We start from the raw sequence: 26,630 nt of genomic DNA, 5'->3' as shown, positions 1-26,630 counted from the left end.
CGGGCGGCGGCCCCGAGGCCCGGCGCCACGTGCTGGTGATCGCGCCGCAGTGTCGGGGGATGGAGCGCCTCGACCTCCTGGAGGAGGCCGCCGCCGGACTGTACGAGGTGCTCACCGACCCCGAACTCGGCGGCTGCGACCCCGGCCTGCCCGACGGGCGGGCCGCGCTGATCGCCGGCGACGGGATCCGCAGCGCCGACGTACGGGCCGCCGTCGCCGACGCCGTCCGGCACGCCGGCGCGCGGCGCGCCGTGCTCGTCCTCGCCCTTCTCGGGCACGGCTTCGTACCCGGCCGCAGCAGCGCCCTCCACCTCATGACGGAGGAGTCCGTCGAGGATGTCCGGACGGGCTCGGTGGGCGTCGGGGAACTCCTGACGGAGGCCGCCGACGACCCGCGCGTACCCGGCGTGGTCGCCCTCGTCGACACCTGCCACGCGGGCGGCGCGGTGCCGGCCGTCCACGAGCTGACCGGCGGCACCCGCAACGGGCGTACCCGGCTCGCGGTGCTGATGGCCTCCGCCGTCACCCAGCCCGCCACCGGCCTGTCCTTCACCCGCGGGCTCGCCGACCTGATCGCCCGCGGCCCGGACGGCACCGACGGCCCCGTCCTCCACGTCGGCGACGCCGCCCAGGCCCTCGACGGCACCCTGCCAGGACAGGACGTCACCACCTTCGTCTACGACGGCTCCGGACCCGCCCGGGCTCCCGTCTGGATCGCCCGCAACCCACGCGCCCGGCGGGCCCCCGGCGCGCTCTGCGGCCGGCTCGCCCTCGACGAACTGGCCGCCGCCCTCCGGGCCGTCGACCCCGGCCTGCCCGTCCCCGACCCGTCCGGCGACGGCGCGGAACTCGCCGCCGCCCGCAAGGACCTGCTCGCCCGCCCCGGCGGCCCCGACCGCGCCCGGGCCGTCGCCGTCCTCGACGCGCTCGCCGTCGCCGCCCGCACGGTCGTCTTCCTCCGCAGCTGGCTCGACGCCGACCTCACCACCGCCCGCATGCGCCACGCCCTGCACACCCTGCTCGCCGCCGAAGGCCGGCTGCCGTCCGGGGACCGGCTCCGCACCGACGTCGACATCGTCGACGAGCTCGTCTTCAACCACCCCTCCGGCGACGACGACTGGAAACCCGGCCTGACGAAGTTCGTCGCCCTCCTCGGCCGGGCCTGCGGCCGGCCCCCCGACGCCCCCGAACTGCACGCCTGGGGCGCCCGCGGCGGCGCCACCGCCGAACTCAACGCCGCCGTCGCGTACGCCGCCCGCCGCGTCCGGGACCAGCGGCTCGCTCTCGTCGTCAGCCTGCACGCCGCCCTGGCCGACGACTGGCCCGAGGAGCTCGACGCCTGGCTGCTGCGTGACGGCGAGATGCTCCACCACGAACGCTTCCCCTGCCCCGGTGCCGACCGGACCGGCGCCGAGTACGCCATCGAGGAGGCCGTCGCCTGGGCGGAGGACCACCGCGCCGTGCTCGACCTGCCGCTGGAACGCGTCGACGTCGCCCTGCCCGCCGGACTGCTCCTGGACTGGCGGCCCGAAGAGGCTGGAGTCGCCGCGCTTCTGGGTATCCGCTACGAGGTGAGACTCCACTGGAGCCGCCGCCTGACCCCCGACGCGGTGCTGCGCAGCATCGAACGGGTCGTCGGCGAGCGCTGGGACGTGCTGTCCGACCCGCTGGACGAGGACCGGCGCGCCCCCGTCGACTGGCTCGGCCGCGACGACGTCGCCGAGGCACAGGTGCTGCGCGCCAAGCTCCGCACCGGCCGCTACCGCCGGGGGCTCGGCCTGCTCCACCACCCCGGCGCCGACGCACACCTGCTCGACATGCTCCTCGCCTACACCCCCGTCCTCCTCTGGCCCCACGACGGAGCCGGATCCGACCCCGGCTGCGCCGAGGACGGCCACCGCTGCCTCGACCGCAAGTGGTGGGCCATGCCCGCCGCGCTCGCGTACGCCTACCGGGACCGCTGGGCCGACCGGGAGGCCGACGACGACCTCGCCGACCTCCGGGCCGTCTGGGACGACCCGGACTGGCTCCGCTTCTGCGGAGCCTTCCGGAACGGGCCGCCGCCCGCCCGCAGAGACGACACCGCTCCCGAAGGGATGCCATGACCTGGAACGCGTACTACCGGGGCGACGGTACGAGCCGGCCCGACACCCGGCTGCCCGCCCCGCCGCCCTGGCGCACCTTCCCCAACCGCCCCGTCGCCAGCGTCTTCCGGCCACCCGAGGGCCTGGTCGAGGCAGTCAACGCGGCCCTGGCACTGCGTCGCCCGCTGCTGATCACCGGCACCCCCGGCTCCGGCAAGTCGACCGTCGTCGAACAGGTCGCCGCCGAACTCGCACTCGGCCCCGTGCTGCGCTGGCACATCACCTCCCGCGCCACGCTCGCCGACGCGCTCTACCGGTACGACGCCCTCGGCCGCATCCACGCCCACCGGCTCCAGCAGGAGAAGGCCCGGGCCGGAGCCGACACCGGGGACGGCGACGACATCGCGGCCTTCATCGGCCTCGGGCCGCTGGGCACCGCGCTGCTGCCCTCCGAGCGGCCGCGCGCCCTGCTCGTCGACGAGATCGACAAGTCCGACCTCGACCTGCCCGGCGACCTCCTGGAGGTCCTGGAGCGCGGCGAGTTCCGCATCCCCGAACTGCTCCGCGAGGGGCAGGACGTGGCCGAGCTGCGGATGTGGGACAGCGCCGACAAGTACCGGGTCGAGCGCGGCCACGTCCAGTGCACCGAGTTCCCGTTCATCGTCATGACCAGCAACGGCGAGCAGGAACTGCCCGCGCCCTTTCTGCGCCGCTGCGTGCGCTACACGATGCCGAAACCGACGGCCGCCCTGATACGTGAAGTGGTGCGTGGGCATCTTCAGTTGGAGATGACCGAGAACGGACCCGAGGCGGAGCTCGTGAACGAATTCGTACGACGTGTGGCCGCGGGCGAGAGCGTGGCCGTCGACCAGCTCCTCGGCACCCTGCACCTGCTCCACGGCGCCGACGCCCAGAGCGCGGCCAAGGTGCGCGGCCGGGGCGAGCGCGAACGGCTGATCGCGCTCCTGATGAAGGACCTCTCCGGTGCCTGACCCGGGCGGGCCACCGGACGCCGCCCGTCCCGGCCCGGCGGAGCTGGACTCCGTCGCCGGAGCGCTCCACGCGCTCGGCCGCGGGCTCGACGGCGTCTCGGTGGCCGAACTCCTCTGGCTCGCCGCCCGGTCGGGGCCGGACGAGCCGGAGGAGACCGCACGCCCGGCGGGCCGCGCCGAGGCCGGCGACGAACGGCCCGCCGTCGACCCGCGCGAGGCCGGGCCGGGCCGGGACCGGCCACGACAGCCCGTGTACGAGCCCACCGCCTCCCCGGCCGGTCGCGCGCTCACCGGCCGCAAGGTCTCCCTGCCGCGCGCCGCCGCACTGCCCCGCGCCCGCGAACTCGCCACCGCCCTGCGGCCGTTGCGCCGTCCCTGGCGCAGAGGGCGGCGGGAACAGCTCGACATCGTCGGCACCGTCGCCGACTTCGCCCGCAGCGGCGAACTGCTGCCCGTCTTCGGCCCCACCCCCGAGCGCTGGTTCGACCTGACGGTCGTCCTCGACCGCTCGCCCACCATGGCCGTCTGGGCCGACACCACCGGCGAACTGCTCCGGCTGCTCGCCAGCACCGGCGTGTTCCGCACCCTGCGGGTCCAGGAGATCAACACCTGGGAGCCGGAGCCCGAGCCGGAGCGACTGCCCGAACCTCCACCCGCCCCCGCGTTACCGCAGCCGCCCTCCCGCCGCCTGGTCCTCGTCGTCTCCGACTGCGTCGCCACCGCGACCGGCGACAGCCGGCTCTGGGACCGCATCCACCGCTGGGCCCGCTCGGTCCCGACCGTCCTCGTCAACCCGCTGCCGCCGGCCATCTGGCGGCACTCCGGCCTCGACCTGCCGGCCGTCCGCACCGCCCCGCCACCGCGGCCCGGCGCGGCCAACGTCCGCCTGCCGTACACCGAGCCTCCGCTGCTCGAAGAGCTGCTGTACGCGGCCGAGACCGCCCGCGACCCCTGGGTCCCGGTGCCCGTCGTCTCCCTCACCCCGCGCTCCGTGGACCGCTGGGCCCGCACCCTGATGCGCGGCGCGCCCGAGGGCTGCGCGGCGGTCCTGGTGCCGCAGCCCGGCCTGATGGAACGGCCCGGCATCCTCCAGGACGCCGAACTCGACGGCGAGAAGCTGGTCGAGTCCTTCCTGCACCGGGCCTCCACCACGGCGGTCCGGCTGGCCGCGCTCTGCTCCTCGTACGCCGAACTCAGCGTCGCCCTGCTGCACCTGGTCCGCCAGGAACTGGTCCCCGAGGCCACCCCGGCCGACATGGCGGAGGTCGTCGTCGGCGGGCTCGTCTCCGTCGACCGCGGCGAGGAGGACCACGGCAACCCCGTGCTCCGGTTCCGCGCCGGCGTCCGCGAGCGGCTCGAGGGCCGGCTCGGCGCGCGGGACGCGCGGCGGGTCCGCGACGCGATCACCCGGTTCGTCGACGCGAACCCGCACGCGCGCTCCCGCTTCACGGCCGTGACCCCGGCCCCCGGGGGCGAGGCGGAGATCGACCCCGGGGGCCCGCCGATCGCCGAGGTACGGCCGGAGACCGAGGAGACCCCCACGGTCACGGCGGCCTGGACGCGGGCGCAGGCGGCGCTGCGGATGACGACGACGAAGCATCACCGGGAAGACCACGGACCGGAGGACCCGTACCCGTACGTCGCACCCCGGGGCCGCACGGACACCCCCGCTCCGTACTTCTTCCTGAGCTACGCGCACAGTCCACGCGTCTCGGGTGGCGGACCCGACCCCGACCTGTGGGTCGAGCGGCTGTTCCGCGACCTGGCCGGCCACGTGATGGCCATGACGGACCTCCCGGCCGGAGCCCCGGCCGGTTTTATGGACCGGGAGATCCGGGCCGGTGCGGGCTGGTCGGAACGGCTCGGGGAAGTGCTGGCCACCTGCCACGTCTTCGTTCCGCTCTACTCGCCGCGCTACTTCGCCAGCGAGACCTGCGGACGTGAGTGGTACGCCTTCGGCCAGCGGACGATCTACGAGCAGGCGAAGCGGGACCGTGCGGTCGAGGCCGTCGTGCCGGCCCTGTGGGTTCCGGTCCCCGACTCCCAGATGCCAGCGGTGGCCAGGCGACTGGGACAGCCGGGCCGCGAGTTCGGTGAGGAGTACGCCCGCGACGGACTCTACGGACTGATCAGGTCGCGCTCGCACACCGAGCAGTACGAACGCGCGGTGTACGAACTCGCCAAGCGCATCGTCGCCGTGGCGCACGAGAGCGCGTTCCCGCCGGGCTCCCCGGTCGACTACCGGGCCTCGCCCAGCGCCTTCGGCGGCTTCGGCGCCCGGTCCGAGCGGGTCCGCGTCGTCGTCGCCGCGCCCTCGCGGCACGAACTCCCGCCCGGCCGCACCCCCGACCCCTACGGGGAGGACGCGCTGAGCTGGAACCCGTACCACCCCGACTCCCGCCGCCCGCTCGGCGAGGTCGCCGCGTCCCTGGTGCGCTCGCTGAACCTGGAGGCGTCGGTCGGGGCCTGGGAGGAGTCCGAGGCCTGGTTGTCCGCCGACGAGCCGCCACCGGACCCGGTCGTGCTGCTCCTCGACCCGTGGCTCCTCGGCGACCCGACATGGCGGCGCAGGCTCGCCGACCTGGACGCCGGAGCTTGCCCCTGGGTGCGCGTGGTGGTGCCGAGCAACGGGCGCGACGAGCAGTGCCGCGCCGCCCGCCCCGAACTGCGCGAACTGTTCCAGGAGGTCATGCCGTACGCCGCGGGCTCCCGCGGGGACGGTGAGCCGCAGAGTCTGGAGGAGCTCGGACCGCGGCTCGCCGGCAGCGTGGCCGAGGCGAGGGCGGCGCACTCGGGGGAGACGGCCGTGGACCCGCGCGGTCGTGCTTAGCTGGACGCATGATCGATGCGATATTCGACGAATTCCTCCGGAACGGCACGGACGCGGTGGAGGAGGCCGTCCGCAAGGCGGCGGCCGACGAGATCATGCCCCGGTTCCGGCAGCTCGCCGCCGACGACATCCTGGAGAAGAACGGACCGCACGACCTGGTCACGGTCGCCGACCGGGCCGCCGAGGCCCGGCTCACCGAGTCGCTGACCGCGCTGCTGCCCGGCTCCGTCGTCGTCGGCGAGGAGGCCGTGCACGCCGACCCGGCGGTGTACGACGCGATCCGCGGCGACGCCCCCGTCTGGATCGTGGACCCCGTCGACGGCACCCGCCAGTTCGTGCGCGGCGAGCCCGGCTTCTGCACCCTCGTCGCGCTCGCCCGCGGCGGAGAGGTGTACGCGTCCTGGACGTACGCGCCCGCGCTCGACGAGATGGCCGTCGCCTTCCGCGGTCGCGGCGCCACCCTGAACGGCGCGCCGCTGCACGCCGGATCGCCCGCGCCCGGCGCGGTCCTGGAGGTCGCCACCTCACACCCCGACTACACGACCCCCGAACAGAAGAAGGCCCTGCTCGGCCTGAACGCCGAGGGCGTGCACGCGCGGCCCTGCGGCTCGGCGGGACTGGAGTACCTGGACGTGGCCCGCGGCGCCCTCGACGGGGTTGCCTTCTCCTGGGAGTACGCCTGGGACCACGCCGCCGGGCTGCTCCTCGTCCACGAGGCCGGCGGCGCCGACCTGACCGTCGCGGGGGAGCCGTTCCGCATCACCGGCGGCAACGCGCTGCCGTTCACCGCGGCCCGGGACGCGGCCACCGCACGGCGGGTCCGTGACCTGCTCGGTGGCCGATAGCCACCGCCCGCCCCGGTCGGGGCCGGCCGGGAGGAATATCCTGGGTGCCCTGGCCGCAGGCTGACGAAGGAGTCCCAAGGTGCCGTCGATGCTCGATGCCGTCGTCGTGGGGGCGGGACCCAACGGACTGACCGCCGCGGTCGAACTGGCCCGCCGTGGCCACTCGGTGGCCGTTTTCGAGGCCAGGTCCACCGTCGGCGGGGGCGCGCGGACCGAGGAGCTGACCCTCCCCGGTTTCCGACACGACCCCTGCTCGGCCGTCCACCCGCTCGGCGCCGGGTCGCCCGCCTTCAAGGACCTGCCGCTCGCGCGGTACGGGCTGGAGTGGCTGCATCCCCAACTCCCCATGGCGCACCCGTGGGACGACGGCACCGCGGCCGTGCTGTCCCGCTCGGTCTCCGAGACCGCCGCCTCGTTCGGTCCGCGCGACGCCGGTACGTACCGCCGCCTCGTCGCCCCGTACCTCGGCAAGTGGGACACGCTGGCACGGGACTTCATGTCGCTGCCGCTGACGGCTCTGCCCCGCGACCCGGTCACCCTCGCCCGCTTCGGGCTCGACGGACTGCCGCCGTCGACCTGGCTGCTGCGCCGCTTCAGGGACGAAAAGGCGCGTGCCCTGTTCGCCGGCCTGGTCGGCCATGTCATCGCCCCGCTGGGCGGGTTCGCGACCAGCGCCGTCGGCCTGGTCTTCGCGCTCGCCGCGCACGCCGGCGGCTGGCCGATGCCGCGCGGCGGCTCGCAGTCCGTCTCCGACGCCCTCGCCGCGTACCTCGAGGACCTCGGCGGGACCGCGCACACCGACTACGAGGTCAAGCGGCTCGACGACCTGCCGCCGGCCCGCGCGTACGTCTTCGACACCTCGCCCACCGCCCTCGCCCGGATCGCGGGCCTCGGCGGCCTGTACGACGGCTACAAGTACGGCGCGTCCGCCTTCAAGATCGACTACGCGCTCGACGGCCCCGTTCCCTGGACGGCGAAGGAGGCGCGCGTCGCCGGCACCGTCCAGGTCGGGCCCGGCAGCCGGGACATCGACACCGCCCTGCGGCAGGCATCCTCCGGCACCGCTCCCGAGCGGCCCTTCCTCATCACCGCCCAGCCCAGCCTCGTCGACCCCACCCGCGCCCCCGAGGGCAAACACGTCTTCTGGGCGTACGGCCATGTCCCGAACGGCTGGGACGGCGACCTCACCGAAGCGATCGAGCGGCAGATCGAGCGCTTCGCGCCCGGCTTCCGCGACCGCGTCCTGGCCCGCGCCACCGCCGGACCGCCGCAGCTCGCCGCGCGCAACGCCAACTACGTCGGCGGCGACATCGCCTGCGGCGCCGCCCGCGGCCTCCAGCTGGTCCTGCGCCCCAAGCTGTCCCTGCACCCGTACAGCACGCCGCACCCCGCGGTGTTCCTGTGCTCCTCGGCCACCCCGCCCGGTCCCGGCGTGCACGGGATGTCGGGCCACAACGCGGCCAAGGCGGTCTGGCGGCACCTCAGGGCCGGCTCCGGGAAATGACCGCGACGGGAGCGGCCCGGCGGACGATGATGGAGCCATGAGCACCGGACCCGTGATCACCCTCGTCCGCGGAGACATCACCGACCAGCAGGTGGACGCCATCGTCAACGCCGCCAACAGCTCCTTGCTCGGCGGCGGCGGGGTGGACGGCGCCATCCACCGCCGCGGCGGCAAGGCCATCCTCGACGACTGCCGCAGGCTGCGCGCCGCGCACTACGGCAAGGGTCTGCCCACCGGCCAGGCCGTGGCCACGACGGCCGGGGAGCTCCACGCCGACCACGTGATCCACACCGTCGGCCCGGTGTACAGCGCCACCGAGGACCGCTCCGAGCTGCTCGCCTCCTGCTACCGGGAGTCCCTGCGGGTGGCGGGCGAGCTGGGTGCCCGCTCGGTCGCCTTCCCGGCGATCTCCACGGGGATCTACGGCTGGCCCATGGACGACGGCGCCCGGATCGCCGTGCGTACGGTGCGCGCGTCCGCGCCCGCCTCCGTCACCGACGTCCGCTTCGTGCTCTTCGACAAGGCCGCGTACGGGGAGTTCGAAGCCGCCCTCGCGGCGCGACCGTGATGTCGTTTTTCCGCCAGCCCGACCGCCCGGCGTTCCCCCATCCTTGATCCATGCACACCGACACCGAGCGCTGCGTACGGGCCGTCCAGTCGAAGGACGCCCGCTTCGACGGCGTGTTCTTCACCGCGGTCCTGACCACCGGGATCTACTGCCGGCCCAGCTGCCCGGGTGTGCCGCCCAAGGTCAAGAACATGGAGTTCCACCCCAGCGCCGCGTCCTGCCAGCGGGCCGGATTCCGGGCCTGCAAGCGCTGTCGGCCCGACACCACCCCCGGCTCCCCGGCCTGGAACGCGCGCGCCGACGCCGTCGCCCGGGCCATGCGGCTCATCCAGGACGGCGTCGTCGACCGCGAGGGCGTACCCGGGCTCGCGGCCCGGCTCGGCTACTCGACCCGGCAGATCGAGCGGCAGCTCCTCGCCGAACTGGGAGCCGGGCCGCTCGCCCTCGCCCGCGCCCAGCGCGCGCAGACCGCGCGGCTGCTCGTCGAGACCACCCCGATGCCCATGGCCCGGATCGCCTTCGCCGCCGGGTTCTCCTCGATCCGCACCTTCAACGACACCGTCCGCGAGGTCTTCGCGCTCACCCCCGGCGAACTGCGTGCCCGGGCCGCCCGCGGCCCCGCCGCAGGCCCGCCCACGCCCGGCGTGATCTCCCTGCGGCTGCCGTTCCGCGCACCGCTCGCCCCGTCGAACCTCTTCGGCCACCTCGCCGCCACCGCCGTCCCCGGCGTGGAGGAGTGGCGGGACGGCGCGTACCGGCGCACGCTGAGCCTCCCGTACGGGCACGGCATCGTCGCCCTCACTCCGAAGCCGGACCACATCGCCTGCCGGCTCTCCCTCACCGACCCCCGGGACCTCACCGTCGCCATCAGCCGCTGCCGGTGGATGCTCGACCTGGACGCCGACCCGGTCGCCGTCGACGACCGGCTGCGCGCCGACCCGCTGCTCGCCCCGCTGGTCGACAAGGAGCCCGGCCGGCGGGTGCCGCGCACCGTCGACGCCGCCGAGTTCGCCGTCCGCGCGGTGCTCGGCCAGCAGGTCTCCACCGCCGCCGCCCGCACCCACGCCGGCCGGCTCGTCGCCGCCCACGGCACGCCGATCGACGACCCCGAGGGCGGGCTCACCCACCTGTTCCCGGGCCCCGAGGCGCTGGCCGGACTGGACCCCGAGAGCCTCGCCCTGCCGCGGTCCCGGCGCACCACCCTGCTCACCCTCGTCCGGGGGCTCGCCGACGGCGAGCTGCGACTCGACGTCGACTCCGACTGGGAGAAGGCGCGGGCGCAGCTCATGGCCCTGCCCGGCTTCGGCCCGTGGACCACGGAGGTCGTCGCCATGCGCGCGCTCGGCGACCCCGACGCGTTCCTCCCCGGCGACCTCGGCGTCCGCCGCGCCGCGCAGAACCTCGGCCTGCCGTCCACCCCGGCCGCGCTCACCGCCCGCGCCGCGCAGTGGCGCCCCTGGCGCGCCTACGCCGTCCAGTACCTCTGGGCGACCGACAGCCACCCGATCAACTCCCTCCCCGTGTAAGGAAGATGACCCGCCATGCCGACCGTGCAGCATCTGGTCGTCGACAGCCCGTACGACGCGCTGACCCTCGTCGCCGTCGACGGCGTCCTCAGCCGCATCCACATGACCGACCAGCGGCACCGGCCCGCCGAGGAGACCTTCGGGGAGCGCGACGCGCGCCCCTTCGGCGAGACGGTCCGCCAGCTCGACGCGTACTTCGCGGGCGAACTCACCGAGTTCGACCTGCCGTTGCACCTCGTCGGCACGGAGTTCCAGCTCCGCGTCTGGGAGCAGCTGCGGCTGATCCCTTACGGGGAGACGCGCTCCTACGGCGAACTCGCCGAAGCACTCGGCAACCCCGGCGCGTCCCGCGCCGTCGGCCTCGCCAACGGCAAGAACCCGGTCAGCATCATCGTGCCCTGCCACCGGGTGATCGGCGCGGCCGGCTCACTGACCGGCTACGGCGGCGGCCTGGACCGCAAGAAGCGACTGCTTGCCTTCGAGGCGGGCGGCGCGGGCGAGGAGGGGACGCTGTTCTAGCGGAGGCTGTCCAGCAGCGCGGGCAGTGCGGTGCCGATCGGCTCGCGGACGAGCTCGTCCGCGATCGGGTCGTACGGGGTCGGCTCGGCGTTGACGATGATCAGGCGGGCGCCGTGCTCGGCCGCGATGCCGGCGAGGGAGGCGGCCGGCTGGACCTGGAGGCTGGTGCCGACGGCGATGAACACCTCGGTCGCCTTCGCGACCGCCATCGCCTCGCCCAGCACGACCGGGTCGAGCCGCTGTCCGAACATCACCGTCGCCGACTTCAGGATGCCTCCGCAGGCCAGGCACTTCGGATCGTCCTCGCCGGCCTTCACCCGCTCCAGGGCATCGGCCATCGACGACCGCGCGTGACAGGCCGTGCACACCACCGAGCGCGCCGAGCCGTGCAGCTCGAACACCTTGCGGTCCGGCATCCCGGCCGCCTGGTGCAGCCCGTCGACGTTCTGCGTGATCACGCGGACCGCGTGCCCGCTCCGGTCGAACGCGGCGACCGCCTTGTGCGCGGCGTTCGGCTCGGCCCGCAGCACGGGCCCGTCGAGCCGCATCCGCCAGGCACGGCGGCGGATCTCCGGGTCGGCCATGTAGTGCTCGTACGTGGCGAGCTTCTCGGCCTCCGGATCCCGCGTCCACACCCCGTTGGGCCCCCGGTAGTCGGGGATCCCGGAGTCCGTGGAGATTCCGGCACCACTGAGAATCGCGACCATGGTCATACGGCGAGGGTAGGCGGCTCGGCGGATCCGAAGCGAACGGTTTCCTCTCCCGCCCCCGTGGTCAGCCCGCCGGCCGGCCGTCCTCCAGTTCCGTCGGGCCCGTGCCCGCGGCCAACGCGTCCAGGGCCGACTCGACCCGGGGGCCGAGGGTGCCCGGCAGGTACGTGGACAGGTCCTCGCGGGCGACGAGTTTCCAGGACAGGAGCTCCTCCTCCTGGAGCCTGATCGACGCCAGCTGCTCCTCGGTCAGGACGCCGCCGTCGTACACGTACGCCACCAGCGGCGGTCGGTCGCGTCCCGACGCGCTGTGCACCCAGTCGACCGCGAGCAGCGCGCCCAGCTCCACGTCCAGGCCGATCTCCTCCGCCGTCTCCCGGCGGGCCCCCTGCCGGGGCGTCTCGCCCGCGTCGGACTCGATCGTGCCGCCGGGCAGTGTCCAGCCCTCCCGGTAGTTCGGCTCGACGATCAGGACGTGGCCCCGCTCGTCGCGGAACAGGGCGGCGGCCCCGGCCAGCACCTTCGGGAGGTTCGCGATGTACGTGGCGTAATCGGTTGTGGTCATCCGGTCAGCGTAGCGAGCCGCAGCGTCCGCTCCGCGAGTTCGCTGATCCGCACCCCGTCGAAGCCGAACACCGCGCTGCGCACCCGGTCCTGCAGGGGCTCCGACCACTGCGAGGGGATCGCCCGCGCGCCGCACATCACCCCGGCGATCGAGCCGGCCGTCGCGCCGTTGGAGTCGGTGTCCAGGCCGCCGCGTACGGTCAGCGCGATCGTGCGGGTGAAGTCGCCCTCGCCGTAGAGCAGTCCGGCCGTGAGCACCGCCGCGTTCGGGACGGTGTGGATCCAGCCCAGGTGGTTGGACTCCTCGGCCAGCGCGGCGAGCGCGTCCGGCCACTCCACCCCCGCCTCGTACAGCCCGATCGTGTGCCGGACCGTCCGCGCCAGTCGGCTGCTCGCCGGGATCCGTTCCAGCGAGGTCTCCAGGGCGTCCCGCGGGCCCGGCGCGGCGAACGCGGCCGCGATCAGCGCCGCCGCCCACATCGCTCCGTACACCCCGTTGCCGGTGTGGGACAGCACCGCGTCGCGGCGGGCCAGGGACGCCGCACGGCGCGGGTCGCCCGGCGACGTCCAGCCGTACACGTCCGCCCGGATCAGCGCCCCGATCCACTCCTGGTGCGGATTGTCGTACGTGGCGGTCAGCGGCGGCTTCAGCCCGTTCGCGAGGTTCCGGTACGCGGTCCGCTCGGCGGTGAAGGTCTGCAGGTACGGCAGCCGCAGCAGCCAGTGCTCGCCGACCTGCTCGGTGGTGAAGTCGAAGCCCCGGGTCTCGAGCAGGTGCAGGCCGAGGATCGAGTAGTCGACGTCGTCGTCCCTGCAGCTGCCGCGGATCCGTCCGCGGACGCACTGCGGCCACTCGGGCCGCAGCTCGAACCCGTCCGCGCCGGCGGCGGGCGGCGGCGGCAGGTAGTCGGTGAGCGGCAGCGCGTCCGTCAGCCGCAGGTAGCGGTCGATCCGATCGGGCGTCCAGTGGTCGCCGCGCTCGACCGGCTTGCCGAGCATGTTCCCGGCGATCCGCCCGGTCCAGCCGCCGAGGATCCGGTCGGCGAGTTCGCTGTGCGGTAGGAGACCCATGCCTCCGGTTTACCGAATCCGCGCCCGCCCCGCGCGCCGGGACACGGCCCGGCCCGGGCCCCGCGCGGTGAGGTTTGATCGATCGGTTCGCGGTCACTCTGCCCCATTATGGTGCGGAATATCGTCTCATCAGGGAGTGGCACGTGGTCTGGGGGTCCGGATAGGGTCGGGCCTGGCGCGACTGCCTGTTCGAAAGCAAGGGATGCAAGGTGACGGACGGAGCAGTAACTCAGGTCGCGGACTCGCGGGCACGTGTGCTCGTGGCGGCCGACAAGTTCAAGGGTTCGCTCACGGCCGTACAGGTCGCGGAGCGGGTCACAGCAGGACTGCGACGGGTCGTCCCGGAGCTCGAAGTGGAGACGCTGCCCGTCGCGGACGGCGGCGACGGCACGGTCGCGGCCGCGGTGGCGGCCGGGTTCGAACGACGTGAGGTGACCGTCACCGGTCCCGTCGGCGAGCCGGTCACGGCGGCGTTCGCGCTGCGCGACGGCACCGCCGTGGTCGAGATGGCGGAGGCGTCCGGCCTCCAGCTGCTGCCGCCCGGCGTCTTCGCGGCGCTGACGGCGACCACGTACGGCTCGGGCGAGCTGCTCGCGGCCGCCCTGGACGCGGGCGCGCGGACGATCGTGTTCGGCGTCGGCGGCAGCGCGACGACCGACGGCGGCGCCGGCATGCTGGCCGCGCTCGGCGCGCGGTTCCTCGACGCGGCGGGCGAGCCGGTCGGCCCCGGCGGCGCGGCGCTGGCGCAGCTCGCGTCCGCCGACCTCTCCGGCCTCGACCCCCGCTTCGCGGACGTCGACCTGATCCTCGCCAGCGACGTCGACAACCCGCTGACCGGGCCCAAGGGCGCGCCGGCGGTGTACGGGCCGCAGAAGGGCGCGTCCCCCGAGGACGTACAGACCCTCGACGCGGCGCTGTCGCACTTCGTGACCGTGCTCGAGAAGGCCATCGGCCCGAAGGCGGCGGAGTGCGCGGTCGCGCCCGGCGCGGGCGGCGCCGGCGGCATCGGGTACGGCGCGCTGGTCGGCCTCGACGCGAGCTTCCGTCCCGGCATCGAGCTGATGCTGGACGTGCTGGGCTTCGCCCCGGCCCTGGAGCGCGCCACACTGGTCATCACCGGCGAGGGCTCCCTCGACGAGCAGACCCTGCACGGCAAGGCCCCCGCGGGCGTCGCCTCCGCCGCGCGCGCGGCCGGCAAGGACGTCGTCGCGGTCTGCGGCCGGCTCGCCCTCCCGCCGGAGGCCCTCGGGGCGGCGGGCATCCGCCGCGCCTACGCGCTGACGGACCTGGAGCCGGACCCGGCCAAGTCCATGCCGAACGCGGGGCCGCTCCTGGAGGAGACGGCGGCGCGGCTCGCCCGCGACTTCCTGAGCTAGTACGCCGCGGTCGCCCGCCTTCCGCGGTCGCCCGCCTCCCCCTCTCCCTTCACCCGGTCCGCACCCCGCGGACCGGGTGAAGTGCGTTGCGACGAAAAACCGTTGGGCCCGCGGCCGGGGCGCTCCCTACACTCGCGTCGAACCGATCACCGTGCCACGACCGAAGACGAAGGGAGCCCGACCGTGCGCAGCCGTACGAACGTCGTCGTTCCCCGCGTCACCGCCCGGGCCCCGTTCCGGTACGACGTGATCCTCGCCTCTCCCGCCGGCCGGCGGCGGCTGCGCGCCCGCCTCCGGAATCCCGTGACGCATCCCTGACGTCGCTTCAGACGCCCTGCGTTCGGGACATCGCGCTGCCCTTTCCCGAACGCACCGAAAGGCCACGGGCCGTGCGCACCCAGCTTTCCTCCACCCGGCAGCTCTCCCGCATCCGGAACCTCGGCATCCTCGCCCACGTGGACGCCGGAAAGACCACGCTCACCGAGCGGTTCCTCTTCCTCACCGGCGCCACCCACAAGCGCGGCGAGGTCCACGACGGCACGACCGTCACCGACTTCGACCCGCAGGAACGCGACCGCGGCATCACCATCTTCGCCGCGGCCGTCAGCTGCGACTGGGACGGCCACCGGATCAACCTGATCGACACCCCCGGCCACGTCGACTTCTCCGACGAGGTCGAGCGCTCGCTCCGCGTCCTCGACGGGGCCGTCGCGGTCTTCGACGCCGTGGCGGGCGTGGAGCCGCAGAGCGAGACGGTGTGGCGGCAGGCCGACCGGCACGGCGTCCCGCGCATCGCCTTCGTCAACAAGCTCGACCGGGCGGGCGCCGACCTCGACACCGCGGTCGCCTCCATCCGGGACCGGCTGCACGCCGTGCCGCTGGTCGTGCAGCTGCCGATCGGACGCGAGGACGCCTTCACCGGCGTCGTCGACCTGCTCCGCATGCGCGCCCTGGTCTGGGACGACGAGGCCGACGCCGCGTGCGTGGAGGGCCCCGTGCCCGAGGAGCTGCGCGACGAGGCGGCGCGCCGCCGCCGGCTCCTGGAGGAGACGGTCGCGGAGCTCCATCCGGCCGCCCTCGAGGAGTTCTGCGCCCGCGGGGAGCTCGGCGCGCGGACGCTGGCCGGTGCGCTGCGCGACCTGACGTGCGGCGGTGAGGCCGTGGTCGTGCTCTGCGGATCGGCGTACCGCAACCGCGGCGTCGAGCCGCTGCTGGACGCGGTCGTGGCGTACCTGCCGTCGCCGTCGGACGTCCCGTCCGTACGCGGCACCCTCGACGGGGCCGTGGAGGAACGGGCCGCCGACCCGGCCGCGCCGTTCGCCGGGCTCGTGTTCAAGGTGCATTCGACCGCCACCGGGCGGCTGACCTTCCTGCGGGTCTACGCGGGAACGCTACGGAAGGGGGACACCGTGCTCGACGCGACGGCGGGACGCACGGAGCGGGTCGGGCGGATCCTGCGGGTGCAGGCCGACCGGAACACGGAGACCGACCGGGCCTCGGCCGGCGACATCGTCGCCGTCGTCGGCCCCAAGGCCGCCCGCACCGGGGCAACCCTGTGCGCCCCGGGCGCGCCGCTGCTGTTCGAGCCGCCGGTGTCGGCCGCGCCCGTCGTGTCCGTCGCCGTCGAGGCCCGCAGGGGCCTCGACACCGACCGGCTCGCGTCGGCGCTCGCCCGCCTCGCCGAGGAGGACCCCTCGCTGGTGGTGCGGACGGATCCGGAGACCGGCCAGACGGTGCTGTCGGGCCAGGGCGAACTGCACCTGGAGGTAGCGGCGGAGAAGATCCGGCGCGCCGGCCTGGACGTCACGGTGGGCCGGCCCCAGGTCGCGTACCGCGAGACGGTGCTGCGCGGCGTGTCCGGGTTCGTCCATCGGCACGTCAAACAGGACGGCGGCGCGGGTCAGTTCGCCCATGTCGTCCTCGACGTCGAGCCGCTGGACGGGCCGGACGGGACGTTCGCGTTCGCCTCGACCGTCACGGGCGGCCGGGTGCCGCAGGAGTACGTCCGGGCGGTCGAGGCAGGCTGCCGGGACGCGCTCGCGGAGGGGCCCCTCGGGGGCCATCCGGTGACCGGGTTGCGGGTCACGCTGACCGACGGGGCCACCCACTCCAAGGACTCGTCGGAACTCGCGTTCCGCACCGCGGCGCGCTTCGCCCTCCGCGACGCGCTGCGGGCCGCCGTCATGACGCTGCTCGAACCGGTGGCGGAGGTGACGGTCACGGCCCCGGACGCCGCCGTGGGCCCGGTCCTCGGCGACCTCGCGGCCCGCCGCGGCAGGGTCTCCGGCTCGACCGCGCACTCCGGTACGACGGTGGTCACGGCGACGGTGCCGCTGGCGGAGCTCTTCGGTTACGCCACCCGCCTGCGCACCCGCACCCAGGGCCGCGCCACCTTCACCACCCGCCCGGCCGGCTACACCCCGAAGCCGTAGCGGCCGAAGGGCCCGGGGGCCCGCCCGGCAGGGCGGGCCCCCGGGGTTTCCCCTGACACGCCCGGTTGTGCGCGTGCACAGGCCGTCGGGCGCGCCGCTGGTCAGCGGCAGCGATTCGGCCGCCGGGCGTGGACGGGCGGGCTCCGTCCTGCTGGGGTGATCGCCACTGAACAGGCCCCGGCATCCGAACGGGCCAGGGAAGGGGAACCATGGGGGGTACCGCACTCGCCCTCGAAGTGGCGGACCTGTCGGCGGGATACGGGCCGGTCCGCGCCCTGCGGCAGGTGTCGCTGGCCGTACCGGAGGGTGCCGTCGTCACCGTCCTCGGCGGGAACGGCGCCGGCAAGTCCACACTGCTGCGGGCGATCTCCCGCACGCTCGCGTTCCACGGCGGCGCCGTCACGTCCGGCACGGTCCGCTTCGGCGGCCGGGCCCTCGACGGGCTCGCGGCCGACCGGGTCGTGGCCGCCGGCGTGTCCCAAGTACCGGAAGGGCGGCAGGTGTTCGCCCGGATGACGGTGGAGGACAACCTGCGCGCCGGCGCCCTCGGCGGGTCCGGCGACCGGTCCGCGAAGGCCGCCGCGCTCCGCCGCGTCCACGAACTGTTCCCGGTCCTCGCCGACCGGGCCCGCCAGCCCGCCGGGCTGCTCTCGGGCGGCGAGCAGCAGATGCTCGCCGTCGGCCGCGCCCTGATGGCCGGGCCGAGACTGCTGCTCCTCGACGAGCCCTCGCTCGGCCTAGCCCCGCTGATGGCCGCCCGGATCGCCGACACGATCCGCGAGATCAACGCCCAGGGAACGGCGGTCCTCCTCGTCGAGCAGAACGCCGCGCTCGCGCTGCGGCTCGCGTCCGAGGCGTACGTCCTGGAGGTCGGCGAGGTCACCCTGTCCGGCCCGGCCGCCGCACTGGCCGCGTCCGACGAGGTGCGCCGCCGCTACCTCGGCGTGGTCGACGAGGACGCGGCGGCCGACGCCGCCGACGCGGCGACGGCCCACCCGGCGCTGTCCCGCTGGGAGGAGGCGACCCGATGACCCCCGACGTCCGCAGCAGTGCGGTTCCCGTCCTCGAAGTCCGCGACGTCACCGTGAGGTTCGCCGGGCTCACCGCGCTCGACGCCGTAGGGTTCACCGTCCGGCCCGGCACCGTGCACGCCGTCATCGGCCCCAACGGCGCGGGCAAGTCGACCTGCTTCAACGTGCTGTCCGGGGTGTACCGGGCCACCTCCGGCTCCGTCCGCTTCGGTGAGCACGAGCTCACCGGGCTGCCGCCGCACAAGATCGCGGGGCTCGGCATCGCGCGGATCTTCCAGAACCTTGCGCTGCCGCCCCGGGCCACCGTCGAGGACAGTCTCCTCCTCGGACGGCACCGGCTCACCCGCACCGGCTTCCTCGCCGCCGGGCTGCGGCTGCCGTCCGCCGCCCGTGAGGAGGCCCGGCACCGCGAACGGGTCCGCGAGATCGCCGCGTTCGTCGGCCTGGAGAAGCAACTCGCCCAGCCCGCCGGAGCCTTGCCGTACGGGCAGCAGAAGCTCGCCGAACTCGCCCGCGCGCTCTGCATGGAACCCCAGCTGCTGCTGCTCGACGAGCCCGTCGCCGGCATGACCGCCGACGAACGCCGCCGCACCGCCGCCGTCATCGCCGGCGTCCGGGACAGCCTCGGCATCTCGATCGTCCTGGTCGAGCACGACATGGGCGTGGTGATGCGGCTCGCCGACAGCGTCACCGTCCTCGACTTCGGCCGCCGCATCGCCGACGGCGCCCCCGGCGACGTACAGAACGATCCGGCGGTCGTCCGCGCCTATCTCGGAGAGGAGGCCGCCGAGTGACGACGTTCGCCGAACTCCTCCTCAACGGCGTGTCCCTGGGATCCGTCTACGCCCTCATCGCCCTCGGCTTCGTGGTGATCTTCCGCGCCACCGAGGTCGTCAACTTCGCCCACGCCTCGCTGCTGCTCGCCGGCGGGTACGTCACCGCCGTCCTGCACTCCTCGATCGGTTTCTGGCCGGCCCTGCTCGTCGGCATCGCCGGCGCGGCGCTGGTCGGCGCGGCCGTCGAGTTCCTGGTGATGCGCCGCTACCGCGGCTCGGACCACAGCGTCCTCGCCATCGTCACGATCGGCGTCGACATCCTGCTCGCCACCGAACTGACCCGCCGCATCGGCACGGACATCCTCGCGCTAGGCGACCCCTGGGGCGACGCCGTCGTCACCGTCGGCGGGATCTCCATCGCCGAGACCCGGATCGCCGCGCTCCTGGCCGCGGCCCTCCTCATCACCGCCTTCCTGCTCGCCTTCCGGTTCACCTCCTGGGGCGTCGCGATGCGGGCGGCGGCGGAGAACCGGGAGACCGCGGCCCTCATGGGGATCCGGCTGGGCCGGGTCTCGCTCGGCGCGTGGGCGGTCGCGGGCGGTCTCGCCGCCGTCGCCGCGCTGTTCCTCACCGTGTTCCCGACCCCCGGCCTGGAGCGCTCCACCTCGCTCGCCGCGATGAAGGCGTTCCCCGCCGCGGTCCTCGGCGGGCTCGACTCCACCACCGGCGCCCTCGTCGGCGGCCTGCTGGTCGGGATCACCGAGTCCCTCGCCACCGGCTACCAGGGCGACCTGACCTTCCTGGGCCGGGGCATCGGCGACCTCGCCCCGTACCTCGTGATGGTCGCGGTGCTGCTGATCCGTCCGGCCGGACTCTTCGGCACGAAGGAGCTCGCCCGTGTCTGAGACCGCGTCCGCCTCCGTGCGGACGATCCCCGCCGTCCTCACCCGCCCCCGCGCCTGGGCGTGGGCCGCCGCCTGCCTCGTCCTCCTCGCGTTCCCGTTCTACCTGGACCGGTTCTGGCTCCAGGCCGGGCTGTTCGCGATGGCCGCCGCGATCGGCGCGCTCGGCATCAACCTGCTGACCGGCGCCACCGGCCAGCTCTCCATGGGACACGCCTTCTTCCTCGCCGTCGGCGCGTACGGCTACTGCGCCTTCGCCGGCGACGGCGCGGACAGGCTCGTCGGGCTCGGCCTGCCCGGCTGGCTCGCCGCCGTATTGGCCGTGGCCCTCGCGGGCCTGGCCGGCGGCGTGTTCAGCCCGATCGCGGGCCGCCTGCAGGGCGCGTACCTCGGCATCGCCACGCTCGCCCTGATCTTCATCGGCCAGCACGTGCTGTTCAACGCGCACGGCCTCACCGGCGGCTTCAACGGCCGGGCCGTGCCGCCGCTCAGCCTCTTCGGCATCACCTTCGACGACAGCGAACTCGTCGTCGCGGCGGTTCCGTTCGGCGCGGCCGAGAAGCTCTGGTACCTAGGGCTCGCCCTGCTGCTCGCCGGCGCCCTCTTCGCGCGGGGCGTGCTCCGCGGCCGGCCCGGCCGCGCCATGAACGCCATCCGGGATCACCGGATCGCCGCCGGCGTCCTCGGTATCCCGGTGGCCCGCTACCGCGCCGCCGTCTTCGTCCTGTCGTCGATGTACGCGGGGCTCGCCGGGGTGCTGCTCGCGCTGGTCTTCCAGCGGACCGTGCCGGAGTACTTCGGCATGCTGCTCTCCCTCGAATACCTGGCCATGATCGTCATCGGCGGTCTCGGGTCGGTCGCCGGTGCGGTGATCGGAGGGGTCTTCGTCTCCCTCCTGCCGCAGCTCCTCAACCGGTACAGCGACGCGCTTCCCCTGGTCTCCGCCCCCGGGACGGGCGGGATCGCACCGGGGGAGGCCGCGCGCTATCTCTACGGCGCCGCCGTCGTCGCGGTGGTGCTCTTCCTGCCCGGCGGCCTGGTCCGGCTCGCCGCCCGGCGCACCCGGCAACAACCCTCAGGGGAGGAACGATGATGCACCGAGGACAGGCCGTGCGGGGGCTGGCCGCCGCACTCGCCGCGGCCGTCGCGCTGACCGCGGCGGGATGCAGCGCCAAGGCGAAGAGCGGCGACGGCTCCGGCACCGGCAAGGGTGGGGTCAGGGCCGGGGCAGGCGTCACCGACTCGACCATCTCGGTCGGCGCGCTCACCGACATGACCGGGGTGTACGCCACCCTCGGCAAGAGCGTCACGCAGGCACAGCAGCTGTACGTGAAGCAGACCAACGCGGCCGGCGGGATCTGCGGCCGGCAGTTGGAGCTGACCGTGCGCGACCACGGCTACGACCCGCAGAAGGCGCTCGCCGCGTACACCGAACTGGAGCCGAAGGTGGTCGGCTACACCCAGTTCATCGGCTCGCCCTTCGTCGCCGCCGTCAAGCAGCGCATCGACGGCCAGGACAAGGGGCTCGTCCTCCCGCAGGCCTGGTCCGCCTCGCTGCTCGGCAGCCCGTACATCCGGGTGCTCGGCTCGACGTACGACGTGGAGACGATCAACGCGGTCGACTTCCTCGTCACGGAGAAGGGCCTGAAGCGCGGCGACAAGCTCGGGCACGTGTACTTCGAGGGCGACTACGGCGAGAACGCCCTGCTCGGCTCGGAGCACGCGGCCGGGAAGGCCGGCCTGACCGTCGTCGAGCAGAAGATCAAGCCGACCGACAGCGACATGTCTGCGCAGGTCGCGGCGCTCAAGCAGGCCGGGGTCAAGGCGATCGTGATCAGCGCCGGGCCGCGGCAGGCGGCCTCCCTGGTCGGCGTCGCGGCCGCGACCGGGCTCCGGGTCCCGGTCATCGGCAACAACTCGGCGTTCGCCCCGCAGCTGCTCGGCACGCCGGCCGGTCCCGCGCTGGAGAAGATGTACTACGTCGCCTCCCCGAGCCTGCCCATCGGCGCGGACACCCCGGTCGCGAAGAAGCTGGTCACCGACTACCGGGCCGCTTACCCGAAGGACGCCCTGGACAACGGCATCGTCGCCGGCTGGACGGCGGCTGCGGTCTTCGGCGAGGCGCTGAAGAAGGCCTGCGCCGCGAAGGACCTCAGCCGTGAGGGCGTCGACAAGGCGCTGCTGACGATCTCCGGCCACGACGCGGGCTTCGGCATGACGCACGACTTCACCGACCCGAAGGCCCCGTCGTCGAAGGAGAGCGCCATCCTCCAGCCGGACAAGTCCGTCCCGGGCGGCATGCGTACGGTCCGTCAGCCCTCGGTCTCCGAAGCGGCGAAGTCCTTCACGCCGAAGACCCCCTGACGCCCGGCGTGCCGTCACATCCGGGAAACAACGGACTGTGAAGCTCGGGCCCATGAATACGGATCTGCGCGTCCGGGAAGTCCTCGGCGACCCGCGACCATCCGGCCTGCTGGCCGCGTACCACCTCGGCACGGAGGCGGAGAAGGGCGTGCCGGTCGACTCGCCGGCCGCCCTCCCGGCCCCGTACCGGGTCGAGGTGGAGAACCCGGGTGCGGCTTTCGCCGCCGATGTCGTCCTGCTGGCGGAGGACGAGGGGGGCACGGCCGCCGGCCTGGTCGTGCTCACCTCGCCCGGTGACGACGGCGTCCCCGAGATCAAGCGCCTGTGGGTCGAGCCGGCGGCCCGCGGCCGCGGCGTCGCCACCGCCCTGATGCACGAGGCCCTGCGCCGGGCGGAGGCCGCCGGGGCGCCGGCCGTGCGGCTCTCCGTCTGGATGTGGCGGGAGCACGCGGTCCGTCTGTACGTCGGGCTCGGTTTCACCACCGTCGAGCCCTGGGACGACCGCCCGGGCCTGCTCTGCATGGAGCTGCCGTTCGGCCCTGCCGTCGTCGAGCGCCTCGCCCCCGAGGAGATCCGTACCCACGCGGCCGCCGGACTCGCCGGCCTGCTCGCGGACGCCGTGGACGGCGGCGCGTCGATCGGCTTCCTCGCGCCGCTGGACCCGGCCGAGGCCGCCGCCTGGTGGCACACCGTCGCCGCCGAGGCCGAGCAGGGGGCGCGGGACGTCTGGGCCGCGTACGGGCCCGGCCGGCGGCTGTACGGCGCGATCACGCTGATCCGCACCAAGAAGGCCAACGGCCGGCACCGCGGCGAGATAGCCCGGCTCGTCGTCCACCGCGACGCCCGGGGCAAGGGCCTCGGTGCCCGCCTGCTCGCCACCGCCGAGACCGCCGCGGCCGAGGCCGGCCTGACCCTGCTGGTCCTCGACACGGAGACCGACAGCCCGGCCGAGCGGCTCTACCTCAAGGCCGGCTGGACGCCCGCGGGCGTCATCCCGGACTACGCCGCCGACCCGGCCGGCACCCTGCGCCCCACGACGCTCTACTACAAGCAGCTCGCCTAGCGCGGGCAGGGGATGCGGAAGGGCCCCGGAGGCGATCGCCTCCGGGGCCCTTCCGACGAACGGCTCCGCTTACCGCGCCTGCGCCGCGCGGGCCTCGCGGTTCTCCCGCCGGTTGTCCCGGAAGGTGTTCACCCGCCGGGCCGTGGCGAAGAGCGGGATGACCGCGCCCAGGACCACCTGCAGCGCGCAGCCGGTCTGGAGCAGCAGCTGGCCGCCCGGGGCGTCGAACGCCCACGCCGCCAGGAGTCCCATCGCGCCGACGATCCAGCTGAGCATCGCCACCGCGAGGATGCCCCGCGGCTTCGGGTACTCGACCCGGCTCACCATCAGCCAGGCCACTCCGATGATCGCGAGCAGCGTCGGGACGAACGGCAGCTCGAGCAGCACGATCGAGACGACGGTCAGCGCACCGAAGGGGCTCGGCATGCCCTGGAACATGCCGTCCTTCATGGTCACGCAGGAGAACCGCGCCAGTCTCAGCACCACGGCGAGCAGCACCACGACCGCGGCCACCGCCGAGACCTTCTGCTGCGCGTCGTCCGGGACCGCGACCATGCCGTACACGAGTACGAAGTAGGCCGGGGCCAGACCGAAGCTGATCAGGTCCGACAGGTTGTCGAGCTCCGCACCCATCGGGGACGAGCGCAGCTTGCGCGCCACGATGCCGTCGAACAGGTCGAAGATCGCCGCGGCCAGCATGAGGATCACGGCCGTCGCGGCGCTGTTGCGCGCCATGCCGGTCTCGTTGCTGCCCGTGAGGTGCGGGATGAGGATGCCGGTGGTGGTGAAGTACACCGCCATGAAGCCGCAGGTGGCGTTGCCGAGCGTGAGGGCGTCCGCTATGGACAGCCTCAGCGACAGCGGCATCTCCTCCTCGTCGGCCTCCGCCTCGGCGTCGGCGACCCAGCCCGCCTGGGTCTCGGGATCAATCACGGTCAATGCGAGTCACCCCCGCGGTGGTGGCCTGGCCGACCTCGACGGCGACCTCGACACCTTCCGGAAGGTAGATGTCCACGCGCGAACCGAAGCGGATCAGGCCGATGCGGTCACCCTGCTCGACCTTGGTCCCCTGCGGGATGTACGGCACGATGCGCCGGGCGACGGCGCCCGCGATCTGCACCATCTCGATGTCGCCGAGCTCGGTGTCGAAGTGCCAGACAACGCGCTCGTTGTTCTCGCTCTCCTTGTTGAACGCCGGGACGAACCCGCCGGGGATGTGCTCCACGGACGTCACCGTGCCGGCCAGCGGCGCGCGGTTGACGTGGACGTTCAGCGGGCTCATGAAGATGGCGACCCGGGTCCGGCCGTCCTTCCACGGCATGATGCTCTGCACCACACCGTCGGCGGGCGAGATGACCCGGCCCTGAGCGATCTCGCGCTCGGGGTCGCGGAAGAACCACAGCATGCCCGCCGCCAGCGCGGTGGTGGGCACGGCGATGGCCGCGGCGCGCTTCGACCTGCGCGAGCGCGCGAGGCTGAGCGCCGCGGTGGCGACGGTCGGCAGAAGCCACGGCGATGCTCCGCGTGCGATACGTACGCCGAGGAGGCTGTCGCGAGGTGCAGAGGTTTGGCTGTGGGGCATGGATGACCTTCGTAGCGGATGATGCCGCGCGGGCAATCGGGGGACGGCGGCTTTCCGTCGATGCTATCGGTTGCGGGCCGCAACTGGGAAAGCCAGAAGCCGAGTCGGCGGCCGGAAGGTGATGACAGGGTGTGATCTTCTTCGCGGCCGAACCGACTCAAACCCGACAATCAACCCTGGAACCGGTACTCCTCGAGCAGCCGACGTCCAATGATCATTTTCTGGATCTCGGCGGTACCTTCGCCGATGAGCAGCATCGGAGCCTCACGGTAGAGGCGCTCGATCTCGTACTCCTTCGAGAACCCGTATCCGCCATGAATGCGGAACGCGTCCTCCACGACTTCCTTGCAGTATTCGGAGGCGAGGTACTTCGCCATCCCTGCTTCGAGGTCGTTTCGTTCCCCGGAGTCCTTTTTGCGTGCTGCGTTCACCATCATGGCATGAGCGGCCTCGACCTTGGTAGCCATTTCGGCCAGCTTGAACTGGATCGCCTGGTGCTGAGCGATCGGCTTGCCGAAAGTGTGACGCTGCTGGGCATACGAGACACCCAGCTCGAAGGCACGCTGAGCGACGCCGCAGCCACGCGCGGCCACATTCACGCGGCCGACCTCGACGCCGTCCATCATTTGGTAAAACCCTCGGCCGGTGACCCCGCCGAGGACCCGATTGGCCGGAATGCGCAGTCCGTCCATGATGAGTTCGGTCGTGTCGACGCCCTTGTAACCCATCTTGTCGATCTTGCCGGGGATGGTGAGGCCCGGGCGGACCTCTCCGAAGCCCGGCTCCTTCTCGACGAGGAAGGTCGTCATCGACTTGTGGGGGGCCGTGCCCTCCGGGTGTCCTTCGTCACTTCGGACGAGAACGGCGACCAGCGTTGACGTTCCGCCGTTGGTCAGCCACATCTTCTGACCGTTCAGGACGTACTCGTCGCCGTCCTTGACCGCCTTGGACGTGATCGCCGACACGTCCGAGCCGAGGCCCGGCTCCGACATCGAGAACGCGCCACGCGTCTCGCCGGCCGCCATCCGCGGAAGGAAGTACTCCTTCTGCTCCTGCGTGCCGTGCTGCTTCAGCATGTACGCCACGATGAAGTGCGTGTTGATGATGCCGGAGACCGACATCCAGCCGCGGGCGATCTCCTCCACGCACAGGGCGTAGGTGAGCAGCGACTCACCCAGGCCCCCGTACTCCTCGGGGATCATCAGACCGAAGACGCCGAGCTCCTTGAGCCCGTCGACGATCTGCTGCGGGTACTCGTCGCGGTGCTCCAGCTCCGTCGCGACCGGGATGATCTCCTTGTCGACGAAGTCCCGGACGGTGGAGAGGATCTCCTGCTGCACATCGGTCAGACCGTGGGTCTGGGCGAGTCGCGCCATGGCTACTTCCCCTGTTCCTTCAGCTCGGGGCGGCCGGCCTGCTCGCCGCCGCGCGCCTCGATGTACTCGGCGGTCGGGACCATCACCTTGCGGCGGAAGACGCACACGAGTGTGCCGTCCTGCTTGTAGCCCTTGGTCTCGACGTAGACGATGCCGCGGTCGCTCTTCGACTTCGACGGCGTCTTGTCGAGGACCGTGGTCTCGCCGTAGATGGTGTCGCCGTGGAAGGTCGGCGCGACGTGGCGCAGCGACTCGATCTCCAGGTTGGCGATGGCCTTGCCCGAGACGTCCGGCACGGACATGCCGAGCAGCAGCGAGTAGATGTAGTTGCCGACGACGACGTTCTTCTTGAAGTCCGTCGTGTTCTCGGCGTAGTTCACATCCATGTGCAGCGGGTGGTGGTTCATCGTCAGCAGACAGAAGAGGTGGTCGTCGTACTCGGTGACCGTCTTTCCGGGCCAGTGCTTGTACACGGCGCCGACTTCGAACTCTTCGTAGGTGCGGCCGAACTGCAT

At 73.4% G+C, this 26,630-nt stretch carries 24 protein-coding genes and 1 pseudogene; 18 read left to right on the top strand and 7 right to left on the bottom strand.

Annotated features, from left to right (window positions below):
- Nucleotides 1–59 precede the first annotated feature (59 nt).
- The 8 genes from R2D22_RS07120 (at nt 60) to R2D22_RS07085 (ending at nt 10,868) form a co-directional block, all read left to right on the top strand.
- On the top strand, nt 60–2,105 hold the full coding sequence (locus tag R2D22_RS07120) for a vWA-MoxR associated conflict system protein (protein ID WP_318102002.1): 2,046 nt from the start codon (nt 60–62) through the stop codon (nt 2,103–2,105).
- A complete protein-coding gene (locus tag R2D22_RS07115) occupies nt 2,102–3,076 on the top strand; it encodes an AAA family ATPase (RefSeq protein ID WP_318102001.1) in 975 nt (324 codons plus the stop codon). The genes R2D22_RS07120 and R2D22_RS07115 overlap by 4 nt, the downstream gene beginning before the upstream one ends.
- Complete coding sequence (locus R2D22_RS07110; protein ID WP_318102000.1) at nt 3,069–5,906, top strand: TIR-like protein FxsC; 2,838 nt, start codon at nt 3,069–3,071, stop codon at nt 5,904–5,906. The genes R2D22_RS07115 and R2D22_RS07110 overlap by 8 nt, the downstream gene beginning before the upstream one ends.
- An 8-nt stretch (nt 5,907–5,914) precedes the next feature.
- A complete protein-coding gene (locus tag R2D22_RS07105) occupies nt 5,915–6,751 on the top strand; it encodes an inositol monophosphatase family protein (RefSeq protein WP_318101999.1) in 837 nt (278 codons plus the stop codon).
- A 79-nt stretch (nt 6,752–6,830) separates the two neighbouring features.
- Complete coding sequence (locus R2D22_RS07100) at nt 6,831–8,255, top strand: phytoene desaturase family protein (RefSeq protein ID WP_318101998.1); 1,425 nt, start codon at nt 6,831–6,833, stop codon at nt 8,253–8,255.
- Between the two features lie 37 nt (nt 8,256–8,292).
- Nucleotides 8,293–8,823, top strand: a complete 531-nt coding sequence (locus R2D22_RS07095; RefSeq protein ID WP_318101996.1) for an O-acetyl-ADP-ribose deacetylase — start codon at nt 8,293–8,295, stop codon at nt 8,821–8,823.
- Nucleotides 8,824–8,873: 50 nt separating this feature from the next.
- Nucleotides 8,874–10,349 (top strand): AlkA N-terminal domain-containing protein, encoded by a 1,476-nt coding sequence (locus R2D22_RS07090; RefSeq protein ID WP_318101995.1) that lies wholly within the window; start codon nt 8,874–8,876, stop codon nt 10,347–10,349.
- Between the two features lie 15 nt (nt 10,350–10,364).
- Entirely contained in the window at nt 10,365–10,868 is a 504-nt protein-coding gene (locus R2D22_RS07085) for a methylated-DNA--[protein]-cysteine S-methyltransferase (protein ID WP_318101993.1), read from the top strand.
- Here the strand turns inward: R2D22_RS07085 and R2D22_RS07080 are convergent.
- From R2D22_RS07080 to R2D22_RS07070, 3 genes are all read right to left on the bottom strand, one after another.
- On the bottom strand, nt 10,865–11,581 hold the full coding sequence (locus R2D22_RS07080) for an SIR2 family NAD-dependent protein deacylase (RefSeq protein WP_318101992.1): 717 nt from the start codon (nt 11,579–11,581) through the stop codon (nt 10,865–10,867). The two genes, R2D22_RS07085 and R2D22_RS07080, sit on opposite strands and share 4 nt — an antisense overlap.
- A gap of 61 nt (nt 11,582–11,642) precedes the next feature.
- Nucleotides 11,643–12,143: an NUDIX domain-containing protein gene (locus tag R2D22_RS07075; protein ID WP_318101991.1), complete on the bottom strand. Its 501-nt coding sequence runs from the start codon at nt 12,141–12,143 to the stop codon at nt 11,643–11,645.
- Nucleotides 12,140–13,213 carry an ADP-ribosylglycohydrolase family protein gene (locus R2D22_RS07070; protein ID WP_318101990.1) on the bottom strand — a complete coding sequence of 358 codons (1,074 nt, stop codon included), beginning with the start codon at nt 13,211–13,213 and terminating at the stop codon, nt 12,140–12,142. The genes R2D22_RS07075 and R2D22_RS07070 overlap by 4 nt, the downstream gene beginning before the upstream one ends.
- A gap of 209 nt (nt 13,214–13,422) precedes the next feature.
- Between R2D22_RS07070 and R2D22_RS07065 the strand changes: the two genes are divergently transcribed.
- The 10 genes and pseudogenes from R2D22_RS07065 to R2D22_RS36100 all read left to right on the top strand — a co-directional run bounded on the left by R2D22_RS07065 (nt 13,423) and on the right by R2D22_RS36100 (nt 23,157).
- Entirely contained in the window at nt 13,423–14,589 is a 1,167-nt protein-coding gene (locus R2D22_RS07065; protein ID WP_318101989.1) for a glycerate kinase, read from the top strand.
- Between the two features lie 183 nt (nt 14,590–14,772).
- Complete coding sequence (locus R2D22_RS07060; protein ID WP_318101986.1) at nt 14,773–14,907, top strand: hypothetical protein; 135 nt, start codon at nt 14,773–14,775, stop codon at nt 14,905–14,907.
- A 71-nt stretch (nt 14,908–14,978) separates the two neighbouring features.
- Entirely contained in the window at nt 14,979–17,021 is a 2,043-nt protein-coding gene (gene fusA, locus R2D22_RS07055) for an elongation factor G (RefSeq protein WP_318101985.1), read from the top strand.
- Between the two features lie 209 nt (nt 17,022–17,230).
- On the top strand, nt 17,231–18,052 hold the full coding sequence (locus R2D22_RS07050) for an ABC transporter ATP-binding protein (protein ID WP_318101984.1): 822 nt from the start codon (nt 17,231–17,233) through the stop codon (nt 18,050–18,052).
- Nucleotides 18,049–18,846 carry an ABC transporter ATP-binding protein gene (locus tag R2D22_RS07045; RefSeq protein ID WP_318101983.1) on the top strand — a complete coding sequence of 266 codons (798 nt, stop codon included), beginning with the start codon at nt 18,049–18,051 and terminating at the stop codon, nt 18,844–18,846. The genes R2D22_RS07050 and R2D22_RS07045 overlap by 4 nt, the downstream gene beginning before the upstream one ends.
- Nucleotides 18,843–19,733 carry a branched-chain amino acid ABC transporter permease gene (locus tag R2D22_RS07040; RefSeq protein WP_318101981.1) on the top strand — a complete coding sequence of 297 codons (891 nt, stop codon included), beginning with the start codon at nt 18,843–18,845 and terminating at the stop codon, nt 19,731–19,733. The genes R2D22_RS07045 and R2D22_RS07040 overlap by 4 nt, the downstream gene beginning before the upstream one ends.
- A gap of 16 nt (nt 19,734–19,749) precedes the next feature.
- Nucleotides 19,750–20,823 (top strand): branched-chain amino acid ABC transporter permease, encoded by a 1,074-nt coding sequence (locus R2D22_RS07035; RefSeq protein ID WP_318109622.1) that lies wholly within the window; start codon nt 19,750–19,752, stop codon nt 20,821–20,823.
- A complete protein-coding gene (locus tag R2D22_RS07030; protein WP_318101980.1) occupies nt 20,820–22,094 on the top strand; it encodes an ABC transporter substrate-binding protein in 1,275 nt (424 codons plus the stop codon). The genes R2D22_RS07035 and R2D22_RS07030 overlap by 4 nt, the downstream gene beginning before the upstream one ends.
- Nucleotides 22,095–22,146: 52 nt before the next feature.
- Nucleotides 22,147–22,587: pseudogene (locus tag R2D22_RS36105) on the top strand (GNAT family N-acetyltransferase); the annotation flags it as partial.
- A gap of 27 nt (nt 22,588–22,614) precedes the next feature.
- Nucleotides 22,615–23,157 carry a GNAT family N-acetyltransferase gene (locus R2D22_RS36100; protein ID WP_411977125.1) on the top strand — a complete coding sequence of 181 codons (543 nt, stop codon included), beginning with the start codon at nt 22,615–22,617 and terminating at the stop codon, nt 23,155–23,157.
- Nucleotides 23,158–23,226: 69 nt separating this feature from the next.
- Here R2D22_RS36100 and pssA read toward each other — a convergent pair whose 3' ends face one another.
- The 4 genes from pssA to R2D22_RS07005 form a co-directional block, all read right to left on the bottom strand.
- Nucleotides 23,227–24,090: a CDP-diacylglycerol--serine O-phosphatidyltransferase gene (gene pssA, locus R2D22_RS07020; protein ID WP_318109620.1), complete on the bottom strand. Its 864-nt coding sequence runs from the start codon at nt 24,088–24,090 to the stop codon at nt 23,227–23,229.
- Nucleotides 24,083–24,739 carry a phosphatidylserine decarboxylase gene (locus R2D22_RS07015; protein WP_318101975.1) on the bottom strand — a complete coding sequence of 219 codons (657 nt, stop codon included), beginning with the start codon at nt 24,737–24,739 and terminating at the stop codon, nt 24,083–24,085. Before R2D22_RS07015 ends, pssA begins: the two co-directional genes overlap by 8 nt.
- A 170-nt stretch (nt 24,740–24,909) precedes the next feature.
- Nucleotides 24,910–26,115 carry an acyl-CoA dehydrogenase family protein gene (locus R2D22_RS07010; RefSeq protein ID WP_318109618.1) on the bottom strand — a complete coding sequence of 402 codons (1,206 nt, stop codon included), beginning with the start codon at nt 26,113–26,115 and terminating at the stop codon, nt 24,910–24,912.
- 2 nt (nt 26,116–26,117) lie between these two features.
- Nucleotides 26,118–26,630: a MaoC family dehydratase gene (locus tag R2D22_RS07005; protein ID WP_318101974.1), complete on the bottom strand. Its 513-nt coding sequence runs from the start codon at nt 26,628–26,630 to the stop codon at nt 26,118–26,120.

The sequence above is a fragment of the Streptomyces sp. HUAS YS2 genome (assembly GCF_033343995.1).
In the GTDB taxonomy this organism is placed as follows: domain Bacteria; phylum Actinomycetota; class Actinomycetes; order Streptomycetales; family Streptomycetaceae; genus Streptomyces; species Streptomyces solicathayae.
Note: the sequence above shows the minus strand (reverse complement) of the source record. Positions and strands in the feature narration are given on the sequence as shown.

Excerpts from the sequence above, each read along its gene's own strand:
- R2D22_RS07120 (WP_318102002.1), top strand. The coding sequence starts at position 60 with ATGGAGCGCCTCGACCTCCTGGAGGAGGCCGCCGCCGGACTGTACGAG.
- R2D22_RS07115 (WP_318102001.1), top strand. The coding sequence starts at position 2,102 with ATGACCTGGAACGCGTACTACCGGGGCGACGGTACGAGCCGGCCCGAC.
- R2D22_RS07105 (WP_318101999.1), top strand. The coding sequence starts at position 5,915 with ATGATCGATGCGATATTCGACGAATTCCTCCGGAACGGCACGGACGCG.
- R2D22_RS07095 (WP_318101996.1), top strand. The coding sequence starts at position 8,293 with ATGAGCACCGGACCCGTGATCACCCTCGTCCGCGGAGACATCACCGAC.
- R2D22_RS07090 (WP_318101995.1), top strand. The coding sequence starts at position 8,874 with ATGCACACCGACACCGAGCGCTGCGTACGGGCCGTCCAGTCGAAGGAC.
- R2D22_RS07085 (WP_318101993.1), top strand. The coding sequence starts at position 10,365 with ATGCCGACCGTGCAGCATCTGGTCGTCGACAGCCCGTACGACGCGCTG.
- R2D22_RS07080 (WP_318101992.1), bottom strand. The coding sequence starts at position 11,581 with ATGACCATGGTCGCGATTCTCAGTGGTGCCGGAATCTCCACGGACTCC.
- R2D22_RS07075 (WP_318101991.1), bottom strand. The coding sequence starts at position 12,143 with ATGACCACAACCGATTACGCCACGTACATCGCGAACCTCCCGAAGGTG.
- R2D22_RS07070 (WP_318101990.1), bottom strand. The coding sequence starts at position 13,213 with ATGGGTCTCCTACCGCACAGCGAACTCGCCGACCGGATCCTCGGCGGC.
- R2D22_RS07050 (WP_318101984.1), top strand. The coding sequence starts at position 17,231 with ATGGGGGGTACCGCACTCGCCCTCGAAGTGGCGGACCTGTCGGCGGGA.
- R2D22_RS07045 (WP_318101983.1), top strand. The coding sequence starts at position 18,049 with ATGACCCCCGACGTCCGCAGCAGTGCGGTTCCCGTCCTCGAAGTCCGC.
- R2D22_RS07030 (WP_318101980.1), top strand. The coding sequence starts at position 20,820 with ATGATGCACCGAGGACAGGCCGTGCGGGGGCTGGCCGCCGCACTCGCC.
- R2D22_RS36100 (WP_411977125.1), top strand. The coding sequence starts at position 22,615 with ATGGAGCTGCCGTTCGGCCCTGCCGTCGTCGAGCGCCTCGCCCCCGAG.
- R2D22_RS07015 (WP_318101975.1), bottom strand. The coding sequence starts at position 24,739 with ATGCCCCACAGCCAAACCTCTGCACCTCGCGACAGCCTCCTCGGCGTA.
- R2D22_RS07010 (WP_318109618.1), bottom strand. The coding sequence starts at position 26,115 with ATGGCGCGACTCGCCCAGACCCACGGTCTGACCGATGTGCAGCAGGAG.
- R2D22_RS07005 (WP_318101974.1), bottom strand. The coding sequence starts at position 26,630 with ATGCAGTTCGGCCGCACCTACGAAGAGTTCGAAGTCGGCGCCGTGTAC.